This is a genomic window from Lactiplantibacillus garii (genome assembly GCF_003885105.1).
GTDB lineage: Bacteria > Bacillota > Bacilli > Lactobacillales > Lactobacillaceae > Lactiplantibacillus > Lactiplantibacillus garii.
In genome coordinates this window covers 134,392-149,175 of the sequence record NZ_QWZQ01000001.1, presented here as the reverse complement: position 1 = coordinate 149,175, position 14,784 = coordinate 134,392, and the positions used below count along the sequence as shown (strand labels likewise).

The window sequence follows — 14,784 nt, the reverse complement described above, 5'->3', positions numbered from 1 at the left end:
ATCCGAGAGAGCCAATTCACGGATTTAAGTATAATTGCCTGGTAAAAAAGAAAAAATAGTATAGTTCCCAAAATGAAATTGAGGTTAAAAGTGGTACCAAACTGAAATAAATTACTGTAATTGTTGCTATGACGGGGATGGAGGCGGTACTACTTTAAAAAACGAAAGTGGTACCACTTTTTTAAAAAAACGTCTGTAACCATTGATATGGCTGGCGTTAGAGCGGTACCACTTTTGAAATAGTAAAGTGGTACCAAATTAGGAAAAAGTAGTACCGCTGCCAAAAGGTACCAGTTTCGGTACTACTTGGTACCACTTTTAACTTTCAAAAGTGGTACCGCCTTAAAGCCTTGGGACACAAGGGATAGAATACTGTATTTAAAATTAGTGGTACCACTTTGAAAAATGAAAGTGGTACCGCCTTAATCCTTTGGTACGTAAGGCCGGAGCGTGTGTTTTTGTTAATCGGTACCACTTTTGAACCTAACTTCATTTTGGAGAGTAGTAGTAAAAGGAAGATATATCATGAAAAAGATTGATTTAGAGATAAAGTGTTACGGCAAAAAGTTACCAATGCCAATTGATTCTTTATACGGAAATACCGAGCGTAGCCGACCGGATTTTGATAAATATGATTCACCTAATGCGTTTTGGCTGTTGACGGATGAACAGCAAACCGAATTATTGGCATGGTGCAAAAGATTGGAAAAGCGGCAGCGTATTTATAAGGGACGTACCAGTTACGGACTAAAACATATTTTTGGCCATACTGGATTTTATGTTGATAATGGAGCCTTTAAAGGAGCCATGCTATTAGCTGGCTTTAAAGCAGACGGCTTAGAATACACTAATTGGTGGTTCAATATTAGGGAACGTTCAGTGAAAAGGATCATTGATCAGGAGTTCAATATAGCGAGTAAATAATAGCTAACTAATTATCGGACCATGAGTTGCAGACTTTACGCCATTTTTGGTGAAAAGTATTTATTGAATGACTGAATAAGAATGGGAGTGACGGAATGCCGTTATCAATGAATGAATTTAAAGTATTGAGTATCTTACCACGGGGCGCCGGTTATCCAATGACTACGGCTAATATTTGTAAAGTTACTCAGTTAGGAGTACGGGACGTTCGCCAAGCGGTTAGTATCTTGATCAATGATCATGGGGTACCAATTGTAGCGAACCGGAACGGTATTAACACCGGTATGTTTATTGCTACCAATGAAGATGAACGTAATATTGGTATTTCAGCGTTTAAGAGCCAAGTCGCTACTATGAACGCCCGTATCAGGGCTATTGAGCGAGCTGATTTAAATGGCTGGGAACTGGCCTTAAAGCCGGATATTGAACGATTAACGGACAATGTTCAACGTAATCAGGGTGCCTAAATACGGAAAATGTTAGTAAATGTTAAGCAAAGACCGTCACAAGTTAGTAAGTGACGGCCTTTTTGCATCCCGGCTGAGGTGCCTTACTGATATAGAAAGAAAATACGAAACAACACTTTGGTGCACTTGCTGAAATGCTTGATATAGCAACGTTTATGCGAGATGTTAGGGTGCACCCCTAGTTAGAGCGAATTTACGAAACAAACACTAGGGTGCACAGCCTTAAACAGTGGTATATCAGTATTTTGCTGAATAAAAAGGGATGCGCCTAAGTCATAAAAGGGTGCACTTTAAATACAAAATACTACCTCATAAAACCTCATATCAATTTTAGAACTACCTGCAAAAACCTGAAACTATTTAAGTAAGAACCTGTTAAAACCTGTGTTTTTTGAATAAACCGGACAAATCGGACACCCTAAAGAGGATAAGGACAGGTATTTCCGAGAAAACGGATAAACTAAATGTTGGAAAATGTAGGAATGTTTTTTAATTTTGTCACTGCTTAAGTAGTTGTTGGGCTACTAGTTGGGGTACCTGGTTGCGTGCAAATAGTGCATACAGTAGTTCGCGCAGTTTGTTGTAGTATAGCCCGTGGTATAATAGCCTTGTTGAGAGTAATTGTAGCGTTGCCAGTGACGGTGACACATTAGAGAGCGTTTGCGGGGTGGCTAGCGTTCTCTTTTTGTATATTGAGGTGGCTAACTTGGAACAGTGGTATAAAGAAGCGCGGGAATACTTACAGCACTACCGTTTGTACCATAAAATAACGGGAATGCCGTTTAACGATTCGTTGAATGTGGGAAAGTCTGAACGGATTAAGCGACTGGAAGTGTGGTGTAAGCAAGTTACTGGGGCAGTAGATGCGATTGCTAACCCTAAACTAGCAGAACTGATCCGGGATGAATACATAATACCGGGTGGCGGGCGTAAGCTAGCACAAGCTAAATTAAATGTGAGTGCCGGTTATTATTGCACGCTACGAAAACAAGCAGTGCGGGAGTGGTGGCGGCTAGCTAATGAGTTATATTAAAGGCCGTTACAAAACAAACACGGATCCATTTCAAAACAACACGGATTCAAACATAACACAACTCAACACAGATTATTGTTAGCAATGCTGTAGCACCGCCATTCGTAAGCCTTGGCAATGCCATAACGTTACTATTAAATGTGATTATTTCAATCGGAGCGTTACGATTCACGAAAGGGAGCGCTCCGATTCGTAAGGCAATTTGCTGGGATGCTATCTGTAGATTCTGTAGTCCCTAAAAAAAGGAAAATACGGATGCTCACAGCGGACTTGCTATTGTAATTGATCCTTGAACACTGGATAATATAGAAGTTGCCTCCACTACACCCGCAACGGTGGGGAGGTGAGTACATTGTTTCAAGCTTTTATCGCACCGCTTGTAGCCCTGTTTACGGACTGGTTAGACCGTAGACGTCACAAGTAGTATCACAGGCAACACTCTAACCCACCCGTTTAGTACATAAGCGTAAAAAAATACCCTCAACTATGGCTGTAGTTGGGGGTATTGGTGTGTACACTGTTTCAATCTTTATCGCAAATACATTATAACAGCTATATAAGGCAAAATCTAATTTATCTAGTTACCACAAGTGAAAAATGATTTTAGCCATATATAGCAACGCTTTTAAGAATGATCTAGGCAAATAGAAAAGCCATCCGCTAATGTAGTATTACACCGTGCCCACAAGTGGGAACGGACAATAGGGCAGATATGGCAGGCTATAAAAAGGCATTAATATAGAAGGAACTTACCAAGTGTTTTGCGGAGTGATTAATACAACTGTAAACATAGTTACGTTTGTTATATCTGACTAAAATGTATAAATATGATAAATAGATGATTACTTTAACGCCATTAGGTTGTATGCTGTGGTAATAGTGGATGCTTAAAGATGCATCCCTTTAAAAGACTTATGTAGTGCCCGCCAGCACGTTTATTTGTATGAAATTATGTGTTTTTAGAATGAAATGCACCAAAAAGTGCACCACAAACATATTTTAAACGTTAATATAGGCCGTCAGCGTTGATATACCGGCGTTCTAATTCAAGGCTGGTTCGAACCCAGCTAGCCCAATAACTACCAAAGCGGTTAACAATCATCAGGAATGATGATTGTTTTTTTGTGCATAAAAATCCAAATTGTTTGACCAAAACTGTATGACTAGTCGACAAAAAATCCCCACCGACAGAAACGCGGTGGGGTGAAAATGACGTGGAACTAGCGACCCGTTCCAGTCGACTGATCACAAAGTGGACTTAGTTACTTGTACTAGCCCGAGATTGTCCGTAGAACCACAAATAGGCGCCATAGAGCCCGTTTGCTAGCATGACTAGTTGAAGGGCAAACATCGAAGCGGAAGCCGGACTGAAGCCTTTCAGCTGGTTAAACCAAATAATGACGTTAATGACGTCTAGCGCGATCCAAGCGTACCATTGAGAGCGGTAGCCATAGACCATCAGTACCATTCCAACGATACCCAGTGGCAACAAAGTTGCGTCTAAATAAATCTGAGTCCCGTTTAAACGTTTACTGAAATATAGCACGATCAAATAAATAATAATGGTGGTAATCAGCCAACAAACACCGCTTAGTTTACTAAAACTACGAGAAGCCAGTTCGTGAGTGTCGGATTGTTCGTTGATTTTTCGGTGCCACACGGCGATGCCAACGAATTGCATGATTAAGTAAAAGGTTTGTGAAGCAATGTCGCCAATTAGACGATTATTGATGGCGATAATCAGCCACACGGCGCAACCCAAGATGCCCCAGCTGTAATTGGTTAGCCGGCCTTGATCTACGAGAATCAGGTTTAAAACAACGGCAAGACCGGTAATGAGGCCAATCCAGCCGTTAACACTGAAGTCGCGTCCCAGCACAAAACCCACGATGTTAGCGAGTAACATTAAACTCATCATCAATTTAGTTGCGGGTTGGAGTGTGCGTAACTCGGTCACGTTCCGTTTGACGTTAAAAACTGCCTTGGTGGCAGCTGGTAAACCGCGTAAATCGGTTTTAAAGTTAGTCACGAGTTGTTGCGTTGTGACGTTGGAATCCTGTTTGGCACTATTATTCATCATAAAAAATCTCCTTAATTGTTTTTAGACAGCCGTGTTCGGATGCAACGCTGTTGGAACGGGTCGTTATTAGTATGTAAGGGTAAGCGTACCGGTAGACATTGTCAACGCTGTTGAGCATTGTGCATATAACTATATAATTAAAGTTATTTTAGTGATTTAGATGATTAATGGTGATAGATAATGGTCCTAAAGCGTTCATTTGTGCTGGAAGTTTAAAATGGATGTTTGCGGTAACCACTTAATATTATTTAATTAATTTATAGTGTGGCAATATTCAACGTTAACAACGCCTAGCTGTTGACACGCGTGGTCGTTGGCTTCGTTTGTTCCACTAGAACGTTAGGGTGGTCTTGTAAAAAGTTACCACTCCAATTTAAGCTGCCGATGATGGCGAGTCCCACAACGGCAATGACTAATTTTTCCTTCAGCTTTTTCATCATTAAACCAACCTTTCTGTTAGGATGTGTTAGTTTAATTATAACTGCTAAGTATGAAGAAAATCGGGTGGTTTGATTAACGAAAACGGAAAAAACAGATAAATTATGTCCGGTTTAAAGTTTGGAGTTGAGTTCGTTTTCGGACTAGGATAGTGTAAATTAGAAGTGGTACAAATTTAACTGTAAATTTTAAAGGAGCAATTGCTTATGAAAATTGGATTTATTGGCGCCGGTAACATGGGGCGGGCCATCATCGATGGTTGGTTAAAAGTAGCCGCCGTTTCCCCGAAGGACATCTATATTCACAGTGCGCACAAGGCCAGTTACGAGCCCTACGCAAAACAAAACGGGTTAAACGCAGTAGACTCCAACTTAGCGGTGGCTAAGGCTGCTGACGTGGTTGTTTTGGCCGTTAAGCCCAACATTGCCTTAGACGCATTGAAGGAAGTCCAAGCTGCGTTAACGACGGGCAAGTGGGTTATTACAATGGTCTCCGGCTTAAACTTAGCCGACTACGCGACGGTAGTTCCAAATGTACCGGTACTACGAATCATGCCGAACGTGAATGTCGCAATTGGCGCCGGGATGACCGCTCTAATTGGCAACGCCGCTTTAACCGCTGAACAGTACGCGGCCGGACAGAAACTATTTGACGCCATTGGTGCCACTAGCGAAGTCGCCGAAAAAGATTTTAGCACCTTCTCCGCGCTAGCCGGGAGCTCACCGGCTTACGTGTACTTTTTCATCGATGCCATGGCGCGGGCCGGCGTTAAACACGGCTTAAGCAAAGCTGCTGCGACTAAAATTGCGGCTCAGGCGACGTTGGGCAGTGCCGAAATGGTCTTGAAGTCAGATAAAATTCCGTTTGACCTGATCGACCAGGTGTCTTCTCCGGGTGGGACCACGGTGGCCGGCTTGCTGGCAATGGAAGAAGCTGGTTTCATGACTTCGGTAGTCAAGGGGATTGACGCAACGATTGCAAAAGAATTAGGTGAATAAAAATTACTTGGTGCTAGCGGTTGCAAGTTTGGTCTATACCGATTATAATATAATCAGTAAATCCAAGGAGGAATTGTTCATGAGCAAAGTGTTAAAACATGCCATCATCTATACCGGTCTGGAAAAGATCGATGACGGCTACATTCGTTTTGGTAAGGAAATTGAAGCGGTTGGTCCAATGGACGAATACGTTGCCCAACCCGACGACGATATCGAATTTGTGAGTGGCAAGACGATTGTGCCGGGCTTTATTGATGTTCATAGCCATGGTGGTTATAGTTTTGATTCAATGGATGGAAATCCAGCTGAAATTAACGAAATGGTCAATGACATGGTGGCCCGTGAAGGGATTACGTCATACTTCTGTACGACCATGACCCAATCCAACGAAAACTTGAATCACTCGATGGAAGGAATCAACAAGGCGGCCCAAGAAAACCCAGTGATCCAAGGGGTTCACTTGGAAGGCCCATTTATTTCAGCAACTTTTAAGGGTGCTCAACCTGAAAAGTACATTAAGAATCCTAACGTGGAATTACTGGACAACTGGAATAAGTTATCCGGCGGCCGGGTTAAGTTAATTACTTACGCACCGGAAGATCCTGGTTCGCGGGACTTCGAAAAGTATTGCCTTGAAAACGGCATCGTTCCTTCAGTAGGTCACAGTAACGCAACTCGTGAACAATTATTAGCAAGTAAAGCCACTCACGTTACCCACTTATACAACGCTCAACGTGAATTTAAGCACCGCGAACCCGGGGTTACGGGTCACGCCATGCTTGAAAATAACATGTACTGTGAATTGATCTGTGATGGTTTCCACATCGTGCCTGACATGATCAAATTGGCTTACGAACAAAAGGGTGCCGACCGAATCGAATTAGTTACCGACTCCATGCGTGCCAAGGGTGAACCCGATGGTGTGAGTGAGTTAGGTGGCCAAAAAGTGATCGTTAAGGACGGCCAAGCCCGCCTTGAAGCTGGTAACTTAGCCGGCTCTGTGTTAACTTATATTAACGCCTTCAAGAACGTTCAAAAGTTCACCGGCTGTGGTATTGCGGAAGCCGTTAAGATGTCTTCCGTAAACCAAGCCCGTGAATTCGGTTTGACCCAGAAAGGCTCCTTGGAAGCCGGGAAAGACGCTGATATTAACGTCTTGGATGCTAATCAAAACTTAGTCGCAACTTATAGTTACGGCCAAAAAGCAACGAAATAAATTTATGAAGTAAGGGATGAGTACCATGAGTTCGCCAATCTATATTCAAATTCACAACCAAATTAAGCAAGCCATTGAGGCTGGACGGTGGGCCGTTGGTGACCGGATTCCGTCCGAGCGTGAGCTGGCTGGTCAGTTTGATGTGAGTCGCATGACGCTTCGCCAAGCGATTCAAACCTTGGTTGATGAAGGAATCTTAGAGCGGCGGGTCGGAGCCGGCACGTTCGTGGCCAATCAAAAGGTTCAAGAAAAGATGTCCGGCGTCACCAGTTTTACCGACCTAATGTTAGCTCAGGGGAAGGTTCCCTCTAGTAAAACCATCTCGTACCACGTGACGAGTCCGTCGTTATCCGAGAGCGAAAAGTTAGCCCTAAAACCTAACGAGCAAGTTTTACGGATGGAGCGAATTCGTTACGGGGATGATGTCCCGATTTGTTTTGAAGTGGCGACCGTACCAGAACGGCTCGTCCAACAATTCACTAAGGACGAAATTACCAGTTCGTTGTACCGGACGTTGGAAGAAAAGGCCGGGTTTGTACCGGGGAAAGCGCAGCAAACGGTGTCGGCCATGTCGGCGTCGGAACGGATTGCCGAATTTCTTTCCGTTCGTCGGGGGGACGCCCTGCTACGGTTGCGTCAAATTTCTTACTTACAAACGGGTGAACCGTTTGAGTACGTTCGAACACAATACGTCGGTAACCGGTTTGAGTTTTACCTCGAAAAATAACGCTTAAAGATTTTTTAAGGGCTTGAGACTAACGTCGCAGGCCCTTTTTGCGTAGTCTTAGTATAAATATTAAAATATAGCTAAATGTAAATAATATATGTGATATTCTAAGTGGGGTGTTAAGGGGGAACTGGGCTGGCGTCTTCAAGTGAAGTTCGGGCGTTGGTGTCAGTGTCCCATAACTTAGAGGGGAGTTTTTGGGAAATGAAAAAGATATTAAGGCTCGTTTTATTAACGGCCATGTTTTTATTGGTAATGGGGGCGGCTAACACGACCGTTCAGGCCAAACGCGTGGGCTATTCATATAGCCGTTTACCTAAGCGGATGCGGGGGACTTGGTACACTTATACGAACTTTGGCTACGGTAAAAAGAAGATCTACAAACTGCACATGACCAATAAAAATTTGCGTAAGTATAAAAAACACAAGGTCTACATTGGAAAAAAGGCACGAAAGACGGCTAAGTATTGGACCGCCACTCAGACGGGCAAGATTCACGGTTACCGTTGGATTCACACGTACGGTTGGCAACAAACTGCTGGTGCCGGTGATTACTTTAACCTGCATAAATTTGGTAAACACCAGGTTCTGACCACTGCGGGTGGCGCCGGCGTGTGGGACAGTACGAATTACTACCGTAGTAAGCGGGTTGCTAAAAAGATGACGCATAAACGTTACCCAGGCTTCAAATACGGGTATTAAAAATAAGACTGCAAATTCTCAAAGCAGAGAACTTGCAGTCTTATTTTTTGCGATGTGACGATTTTACCGTTGTTGGCGCGCAATCTTTTTAATTAACCGTAAATAACGGGGAAGAACTAACATGCGTTTATAACGGCTGGGTTCTTGGATCAAACGGTACAGCCATTCAACGTGGTGTTTTTGCCAAAATTTTGGGGCCCGCTTGACCGCACCCGCCAAGACGTCGAAACTACCGCCAACACCCATCCAAAGGGCGGCGTAACGTTCCCGGTACTTGGCAATGAAAAATTCCTGTTTAGGAAAACCAGTCGCAACAAAGACCATGTCGGGTTTAGCAGCGGTAATTTCAGTGACCACCGCCGCTTCATCTTGGAAGTAACCGTCGCGGGCACCAGCCAGCACGACGCCGGGATAGTCGTGTTTAATCTTATTAACGACCGTTTTAAGAACTGCCGGCTTGGCACCTAGCAGGAAGATGCGCTGGTGGGTTAAACTCCCCCACTCAAGAAGTTTCAGTAAGGTGTCGTAACCGGTGATCCGTTCGGGGAGCGGGGTCCCGAGAATTTGAGCCCCCTGGATGACCCCAATGCCGTCCGGTGTAACGTAGTCGGCACGTTGTAAAACTCGTTGGTAGTCGGGATGTTCCCGGGCGTACATTAAAATTTCAGGGTTAGCCGTGACTACGAACCGGTTACGGTGGGCGGTCACGTCTTGTTGAAGTTGTTGAATAAAGGCGGCGTTAGTCGTGTTAATAAACGAAACGTTTAAAATGGAAACCGTGTCAAAAGGGGCTGACATAAGCGACCTCACTTTCTAATCATAATTAAAGTATAAGTAAATCGTGGATTTCTGCAACTTTTTCGGGTGCTTACATTCATTACCATTATAAAAAATGCTAAAATAGGCTTAACTTACTGTAAACATCTTTACAATGACGAAATGGAGAAATAAACTCATGACGCAAATCTATCCGGATGATAGTTTAACCTTGCATACGGATGCTTATCAGATCAACATGATCCAGACCTATTGGGAAGAGGGAATCCACAACAAGCACGCGGTGTTTGAAGTCTTCTTTCGTAAGATGCCCTTCCAAAATGGGTATGCGATTTTTGCTGGCCTGGAACGGGTAGTTAATTATATCAATAATTTACATTTTACGGATACGGATATTGCCTACCTCCGCGAAACCGGCAGTTATTCTGACGGTTTTCTGGATTATTTAAAGAATTTTAAATTTGACGCGACGATTCGTTCGGCTAGGGAAGGTGACCTGGTCTTTAACAATGAACCGTTATTACAAGTTGAAGGGCCGTTAGCGACGTGTCAGTTAATTGAAACGGCGTTATTAAACATTATTAATTACCAAACGCTGATTGCCACCAAAGCCGCCCGGATTAAGTCGGTCGTCGGTGAAGACGGGCTACTGGAATTCGGGACCCGGCGCGCGCAGGAGTTTGACGCCGCTATCTGGGGAACCCGGGCCGCGTATATTGGGGGCTTTGACGCCACCAGTAACGTGCGGGCCGGCAAGATTTTTGGAATCCCCATTAGCGGGACCCACGCCCACGCGTTAGTGCAAACTTACCGCGATGATTACCAAGCCTTTAAAGCTTACGCGGAAACCCACCACGACTGTGTTTTTCTAGTAGATACTTACGATACGTTACGCAGCGGGGTTCCAAGTGCCATTAAAGTGGCTAAGGAAATGGGTAATAAGATCAATTTCCAAGGAGTCCGGATCGACAGTGGTGACATGGCCTACTTGTCTAAGCGGGTGCGTGAACAGCTGGATGAAGCCGGGTTCCCGGACGCTAAAATCTACGCTTCTAACGATTTGGACGAAAAGACCATCCAAAACCTCAAGATGCAGGGCGCCAAGATTAGTGTCTGGGGGATTGGGACCAAGCTGATCACCGCGTTTGACCAACCCGCTTTAGGGGCCGTTTATAAGATGGTTTCGATTGAAGACGATCACCATAAGATGGTGGACACCATTAAATTGTCCAACAACGCGGAGAAAGTTTCCACGCCGGGACAAAAACAGGTTTGGCGAATCACGAAACGGGCGGATGCGAAGTCCGAAGGGGATTACGTGACCTTGTATGATGAAGACCCGCGTAACGAAGATTCTATATACATGTTCCACCCGAGTTACACTTACATTAACAAGACGGTCAGTGATTTTGATGCTCGTCCGGTGTTAGTTCCCATTTATGATCATGGCAAGCAGGTCTATGAGCTACCAAGTTTAGACGCCATTAAGCAGTACGCTTACGAGAGTTTAGACTCCCTGTGGGACGAATACAAGCGGGACTTAAATCCGCAAGACTACCCGGTCGATTTGTCGCAAAAGCTCTACGACCATAAAATGAACATTATCAATTCCGTTCGGGATTGGGTAAGCAAGAAAGACTATTAGGAGGAATTTGCCGATGCGGCCATTACAAGCAGAAATTATTAAAACGTTACACGTTGCGCCCAGCATTGATCCCGAAACTGAAATTCGGCGCAGTGTTGATTTTTTGAAAGCGTACTTAAAGAAGAATCGCTTTTTAAAGACGTACGTATTAGGCATTTCGGGCGGTCAAGATTCCACTTTAGCTGGTAAACTCACCCAAATGGCTATTAGCGAGATGCGGACCGAAACCGGTGACGACGATTATCAATTTATCGCCGTGCGGTTACCGTATGGTAGTCAGGCCGACGAATCGGACGCCATGGAAGCCATTGAATTTATGCACGCCGACGCGACGGACCGGGTCGACATCAAGGCACCAACCGATGCAATGGTGCATGCGTTGGAAGCTAACGACCTGACCATCCACGATTTTAACAAGGGTAACATCAAGGCCCGGCAACGCATGATCGTGCAATACGGCATCGCCGGTGAGACCCACGGTGCCGTCGTCGGGACCGACCACGCGGCGGAAGCCGTAACGGGCTTTTACACCAAGTACGGTGATGGTGGGGCCGACGTGGTACCGCTGTGGCGGCTAGATAAACGCCAGGGTAAAAGTATGTTGGCCTTCTTAAACGCCCCTAAGCACTTGTACGAAAAGGTTCCTACGGCCGACTTAGAAGACGACCGGCCCGCGTTGCCGGACGAAGTGGCGTTGGGCGTGCATTATGACGACATTGATGACTACTTGGAAGGTAAACAAATTGCGGACGCGGCGGCTGAAAAAATCGAAGCTTGGTACCGCAAGACGGCCCACAAGCGGCACGCGGCCATTAACGTTTACGACGATTTTTGGAAATAGGTTTAACGATTATCGGTAGACAGTCTTAAATGAATCCGTTATACTAACGGTATAATCATAAGGGAGTAACTAGCGGAGTTAAATTCGCGGCAATATCGTCAGCAAGAAGCCAATCCGGTATTGTCTTAAATAGTGAGACTTATGTATGTTCACACATTTTGCGTGCATACATGGGTCTCATTTTCTATATCCGGACCATTTAGAAAATGAGATTCAGATGCCAGGAGGAGAGCTTACTATGAGTAACCAACCGAAGTACCAACAACCGTTGTCGGCTATTTACACCGAACTTAAAACCGACGAACACGGTTTAGCAACCGCTGACGCTAAGCAACGTCTGGAGCAGTACGGTAAAAACGCGCTGAACCAGCAAAAAACAACGTCGATCTTGCAAAAGTTTATCGCCCAGTTTAAAGATTTTATGATCATCGTGCTGTTAGTCGCCGCCCTAGTCGCCGCGTTTAGTGGTGAAGTTGTCGACGCGATCATTATCCTGATGGTGGTGATCTTAAACGCCATTTTCGGGGTGTTTCAGGAATCCAAAGCCGAAGAGGCCATCAACGCGTTAAAGGAGATGGCGGCCCCGGACGCGACCGTTTTACGGGACGGCCAGCTTCAAACCGTTAAGAGTGATGAACTGGTTCCCGGTGACGTGGTGTCGTTAGAAGCCGGTGACATCGTGCCCGCCGACTTACGGTTAATTGAAAGTGCCTCGCTAAAGGTGGAAGAATCCGCTTTGACCGGTGAATCGGTGCCGGTTGAAAAGAACGCGGCCACGCTAGAAGCCGGCGACCTGCCAATTGGGGACCGCTTAAACATGGCTTACATGAATAGTAACGTGACTTACGGCCGGGCCAACGGGATCGTTGTGGCGACCGGAATGCACACCGAAGTCGGGCGAATCGCCGGAATGATTGAGGCGGCCGACGAAACCACCACGCCACTGCAGGCTAACCTGACCCAGTTAGGGAAGTCGTTGACCATCCTGATTTTGGTCATTGCGGCGATCGTGTTTGGTATCGGGATGTTACGTGGTTCCGAAAGTTTGATTGATATGCTGTTAACGGCCATCTCATTAGCCGTGGCTGCTATTCCGGAAGGCTTGCCGGCCATCGTAACCATCACCTTAGCGTTAGGAACCCAGCGGATGGCGAAGCGCCACGCGTTGGTACGGAAGTTACCCGCCGTGGAAACGTTGGGTAGTACCGACATCATTGCTTCTGATAAGACCGGGACGTTAACTCAAAACAAGATGACGGTTGAAAAATTAGTGGTCAATCAAAAACTCGTCGACGCCCGGACAACCGAATTACCAATTGATAGCCACTTGGCCCAGGTAATGATTTTGAGTAACGATACTAAAATCATGACGGATGGTTTAGCCGGTGACCCCACCGAAACCGCGCTGATTCAATATAACTTAGACCAAGGTTATCCGGTTGATCAATTATTGGCGGACAAACCCCGGGTCAACGAAGTGCCGTTTGACTCCGAACGAAAATTAATGTCGACGGTTCACCCGTTGGAAGACGGGCGCTTCTTAGTTGCCGTTAAGGGGGCTCCCGACGAATTACTCAAACGGGTCACCCAGGTTGAAACGGACGGTACCGTTAGCCCGTTGACTAAACCGGTGCGCGACCAAATTTTGGCAACCAACCACGATTTAGCCACTCAGGCGCTGCGGGTCTTAGCCTTTGCTTACAAGGTGATCAACGTGATTCCGGAAACGGTCAATACCGATACGTTAGAAAACGACCTGGTCTTTGCCGGAATGGTCGGGATGATTGATCCGGAACGACCGGAAGTTGAACAGGCCGTGACCGACGCTAAGTCGGCTGGTATTCGCCCACTGATGATTACTGGGGACCACCGGGATACGGCTGAAGCCATCGCCGCTCGTTTAGGAATTATTGAAGCCGGCAACGACGCTGCCGTGATTACCGGGGCCGAATTAGACGCCATGAGTGACGAACAGTTTGATAAGCAAGTTAGCCAATATTCCGTTTACGCGCGGGTCGCACCGGAGCACAAGGTTCGAATCGTGAACGCTTGGCAAAAACGCGGAAAGGTCGTGGCCATGACCGGTGACGGGGTCAACGACGCGCCCGCGTTGAAGGCTGCCGATATCGGGATCGGGATGGGCATTACCGGGACCGAAGTTTCTAAGGGGGCCAGTGACATGGTGTTGGCCGATGATAACTTTGCCACCATCGTGGTTGCCGTAGAAGAGGGCCGCAAGGTGTTTGCTAACATCCAAAAAGCCATTCAGTACCTGTTATCCGCCAACTTGGGGGAAGTGCTGACCCTGTTTATGATGACCATGCTGGGGTGGCAGATTTTAGCCCCGGTCCACATTTTATGGATCAACTTGGTGACTGATACGCTGCCAGCAATCGCACTGGGTGTTGAACCGACCGAAAAGAACATTATGAAGCACCAACCACGGGGGCGAAACTCGAACTTCTTCTCCGGTGGGGTCTTCAGTAGTATTATTTACCAGGGATTACTGGAAGGCGGAATTACGTTGCTCGTTTACTGGCTGGCATTAACGTACCCGGTTCACGCAACGGCTTCAATGGCCCACGCCGACGCTTTAACGATGGCTTTTGCCACTTTAGGCTTGATTCAGCTGTTCCACGCGTTTAACTCGAAGTCGATTCACGAATCGTTATTTACGGTCGGCTTGTTTAAAAACAAGTTCTTCAACTGGGCGATCCTGATTGCCTTTGCCATGTTAGCCGTGACAATCATGGTACCGGGCCTAAACAGCCTATTCCACGTGAGCCACTTAGACGCTTACCAGTGGGGAATTGTTGTGGTCGCCTCCTTATCAATGGTGGTGGTCGTGGAAATTGTTAAGTTCTTCCAACGACGTCACATGCGGCAAGCATAGGGACGCGTTAACTGGTAAAATGGAAATAACAAAAATTAAAGAA

General features: G+C 45.9%; 13 protein-coding genes. 10 read left to right on the top strand and 3 right to left on the bottom strand.

Annotation, left to right across the window (positions count from 1 at the left end):
• The first annotated feature begins 525 nt into the window (after positions 1-525).
• From D1831_RS00725 to D1831_RS00715, 3 genes are all read left to right on the top strand, one after another.
• Positions 526-924, top strand: a complete 399-nt coding sequence (locus tag D1831_RS00725; protein ID WP_125070700.1) for a hypothetical protein — start codon at positions 526-528, stop codon at positions 922-924.
• A gap of 107 nt (positions 925-1,031) precedes the next feature.
• Complete coding sequence (locus D1831_RS00720; RefSeq protein ID WP_225422737.1) at positions 1,032-1,391, top strand: DNA replication protein; 360 nt, start codon at positions 1,032-1,034, stop codon at positions 1,389-1,391.
• Between the two features lie 706 nt (positions 1,392-2,097).
• Entirely contained in the window at positions 2,098-2,424 is a 327-nt protein-coding gene (locus D1831_RS00715) for a hypothetical protein (RefSeq protein ID WP_125070696.1), read from the top strand.
• A gap of 1,258 nt (positions 2,425-3,682) precedes the next feature.
• On the opposite strand, the gene pnuC is transcribed toward D1831_RS00715, so the two are convergent.
• Positions 3,683-4,501 (bottom strand): nicotinamide riboside transporter PnuC, encoded by an 819-nt coding sequence (gene pnuC, locus D1831_RS00710; protein WP_125070704.1) that lies wholly within the window; start codon positions 4,499-4,501, stop codon positions 3,683-3,685.
• 293 nt (positions 4,502-4,794) lie between these two features.
• Complete coding sequence (locus tag D1831_RS14335) at positions 4,795-4,941, bottom strand: hypothetical protein (RefSeq protein WP_158610626.1); 147 nt, start codon at positions 4,939-4,941, stop codon at positions 4,795-4,797.
• Between the two features lie 207 nt (positions 4,942-5,148).
• On the opposite strand from D1831_RS14335, the gene proC reads away from it, so the two are divergent.
• The 4 genes from proC (at position 5,149) to D1831_RS00690 (ending at position 8,585) form a co-directional block, all read left to right on the top strand.
• Positions 5,149-5,940 carry a pyrroline-5-carboxylate reductase gene (gene proC, locus D1831_RS00705; RefSeq protein ID WP_125070694.1) on the top strand — a complete coding sequence of 264 codons (792 nt, stop codon included), beginning with the start codon at positions 5,149-5,151 and terminating at the stop codon, positions 5,938-5,940.
• Positions 5,941-6,019: 79 nt separating this feature from the next.
• On the top strand, positions 6,020-7,156 hold the full coding sequence (gene nagA, locus D1831_RS00700) for an N-acetylglucosamine-6-phosphate deacetylase (RefSeq protein ID WP_125070692.1): 1,137 nt from the start codon (positions 6,020-6,022) through the stop codon (positions 7,154-7,156).
• Between the two features lie 25 nt (positions 7,157-7,181).
• On the top strand, positions 7,182-7,883 hold the full coding sequence (locus tag D1831_RS00695) for a GntR family transcriptional regulator (RefSeq protein ID WP_125070702.1): 702 nt from the start codon (positions 7,182-7,184) through the stop codon (positions 7,881-7,883).
• Between the two features lie 204 nt (positions 7,884-8,087).
• Positions 8,088-8,585, top strand: a complete 498-nt coding sequence (locus tag D1831_RS00690; protein WP_125070690.1) for a hypothetical protein — start codon at positions 8,088-8,090, stop codon at positions 8,583-8,585.
• A 63-nt stretch (positions 8,586-8,648) separates the two neighbouring features.
• On the opposite strand, the gene D1831_RS00685 is transcribed toward D1831_RS00690, so the two are convergent.
• Entirely contained in the window at positions 8,649-9,383 is a 735-nt protein-coding gene (locus D1831_RS00685; protein ID WP_125070688.1) for a WecB/TagA/CpsF family glycosyltransferase, read from the bottom strand.
• Between the two features lie 157 nt (positions 9,384-9,540).
• Here D1831_RS00685 and D1831_RS00680 point away from each other — a divergent pair, with 157 nt between their 5' ends.
• The 3 genes from D1831_RS00680 to D1831_RS00670 all read left to right on the top strand — a co-directional run bounded on the left by D1831_RS00680 (position 9,541) and on the right by D1831_RS00670 (position 14,741).
• Positions 9,541-11,007 (top strand): nicotinate phosphoribosyltransferase, encoded by a 1,467-nt coding sequence (locus D1831_RS00680; protein ID WP_125070686.1) that lies wholly within the window; start codon positions 9,541-9,543, stop codon positions 11,005-11,007.
• Positions 11,008-11,020: 13 nt separating this feature from the next.
• Entirely contained in the window at positions 11,021-11,848 is an 828-nt protein-coding gene (gene nadE / locus D1831_RS00675) for an ammonia-dependent NAD(+) synthetase (RefSeq protein WP_125070684.1), read from the top strand.
• A gap of 238 nt (positions 11,849-12,086) precedes the next feature.
• Complete coding sequence (locus D1831_RS00670; protein ID WP_125070682.1) at positions 12,087-14,741, top strand: cation-translocating P-type ATPase; 2,655 nt, start codon at positions 12,087-12,089, stop codon at positions 14,739-14,741.
• The last annotated feature ends 43 nt before the right edge of the window (positions 14,742-14,784 follow it).

Excerpts from the sequence above, each read along its gene's own strand:
- D1831_RS00725 (WP_125070700.1), top strand. The coding sequence starts at position 526 with ATGAAAAAGATTGATTTAGAGATAAAGTGTTACGGCAAAAAGTTACCA.
- D1831_RS00720 (WP_225422737.1), top strand. The coding sequence starts at position 1,032 with ATGAATGAATTTAAAGTATTGAGTATCTTACCACGGGGCGCCGGTTAT.
- pnuC (WP_125070704.1), bottom strand. The coding sequence starts at position 4,501 with ATGAATAATAGTGCCAAACAGGATTCCAACGTCACAACGCAACAACTC.
- D1831_RS14335 (WP_158610626.1), bottom strand. The coding sequence starts at position 4,941 with ATGAAAAAGCTGAAGGAAAAATTAGTCATTGCCGTTGTGGGACTCGCC.
- proC (WP_125070694.1), top strand. The coding sequence starts at position 5,149 with ATGAAAATTGGATTTATTGGCGCCGGTAACATGGGGCGGGCCATCATC.
- nagA (WP_125070692.1), top strand. The coding sequence starts at position 6,020 with ATGAGCAAAGTGTTAAAACATGCCATCATCTATACCGGTCTGGAAAAG.
- D1831_RS00695 (WP_125070702.1), top strand. The coding sequence starts at position 7,182 with ATGAGTTCGCCAATCTATATTCAAATTCACAACCAAATTAAGCAAGCC.
- D1831_RS00690 (WP_125070690.1), top strand. The coding sequence starts at position 8,088 with ATGAAAAAGATATTAAGGCTCGTTTTATTAACGGCCATGTTTTTATTG.
- D1831_RS00685 (WP_125070688.1), bottom strand. The coding sequence starts at position 9,383 with ATGTCAGCCCCTTTTGACACGGTTTCCATTTTAAACGTTTCGTTTATT.
- D1831_RS00680 (WP_125070686.1), top strand. The coding sequence starts at position 9,541 with ATGACGCAAATCTATCCGGATGATAGTTTAACCTTGCATACGGATGCT.
- nadE (WP_125070684.1), top strand. The coding sequence starts at position 11,021 with ATGCGGCCATTACAAGCAGAAATTATTAAAACGTTACACGTTGCGCCC.
- D1831_RS00670 (WP_125070682.1), top strand. The coding sequence starts at position 12,087 with ATGAGTAACCAACCGAAGTACCAACAACCGTTGTCGGCTATTTACACC.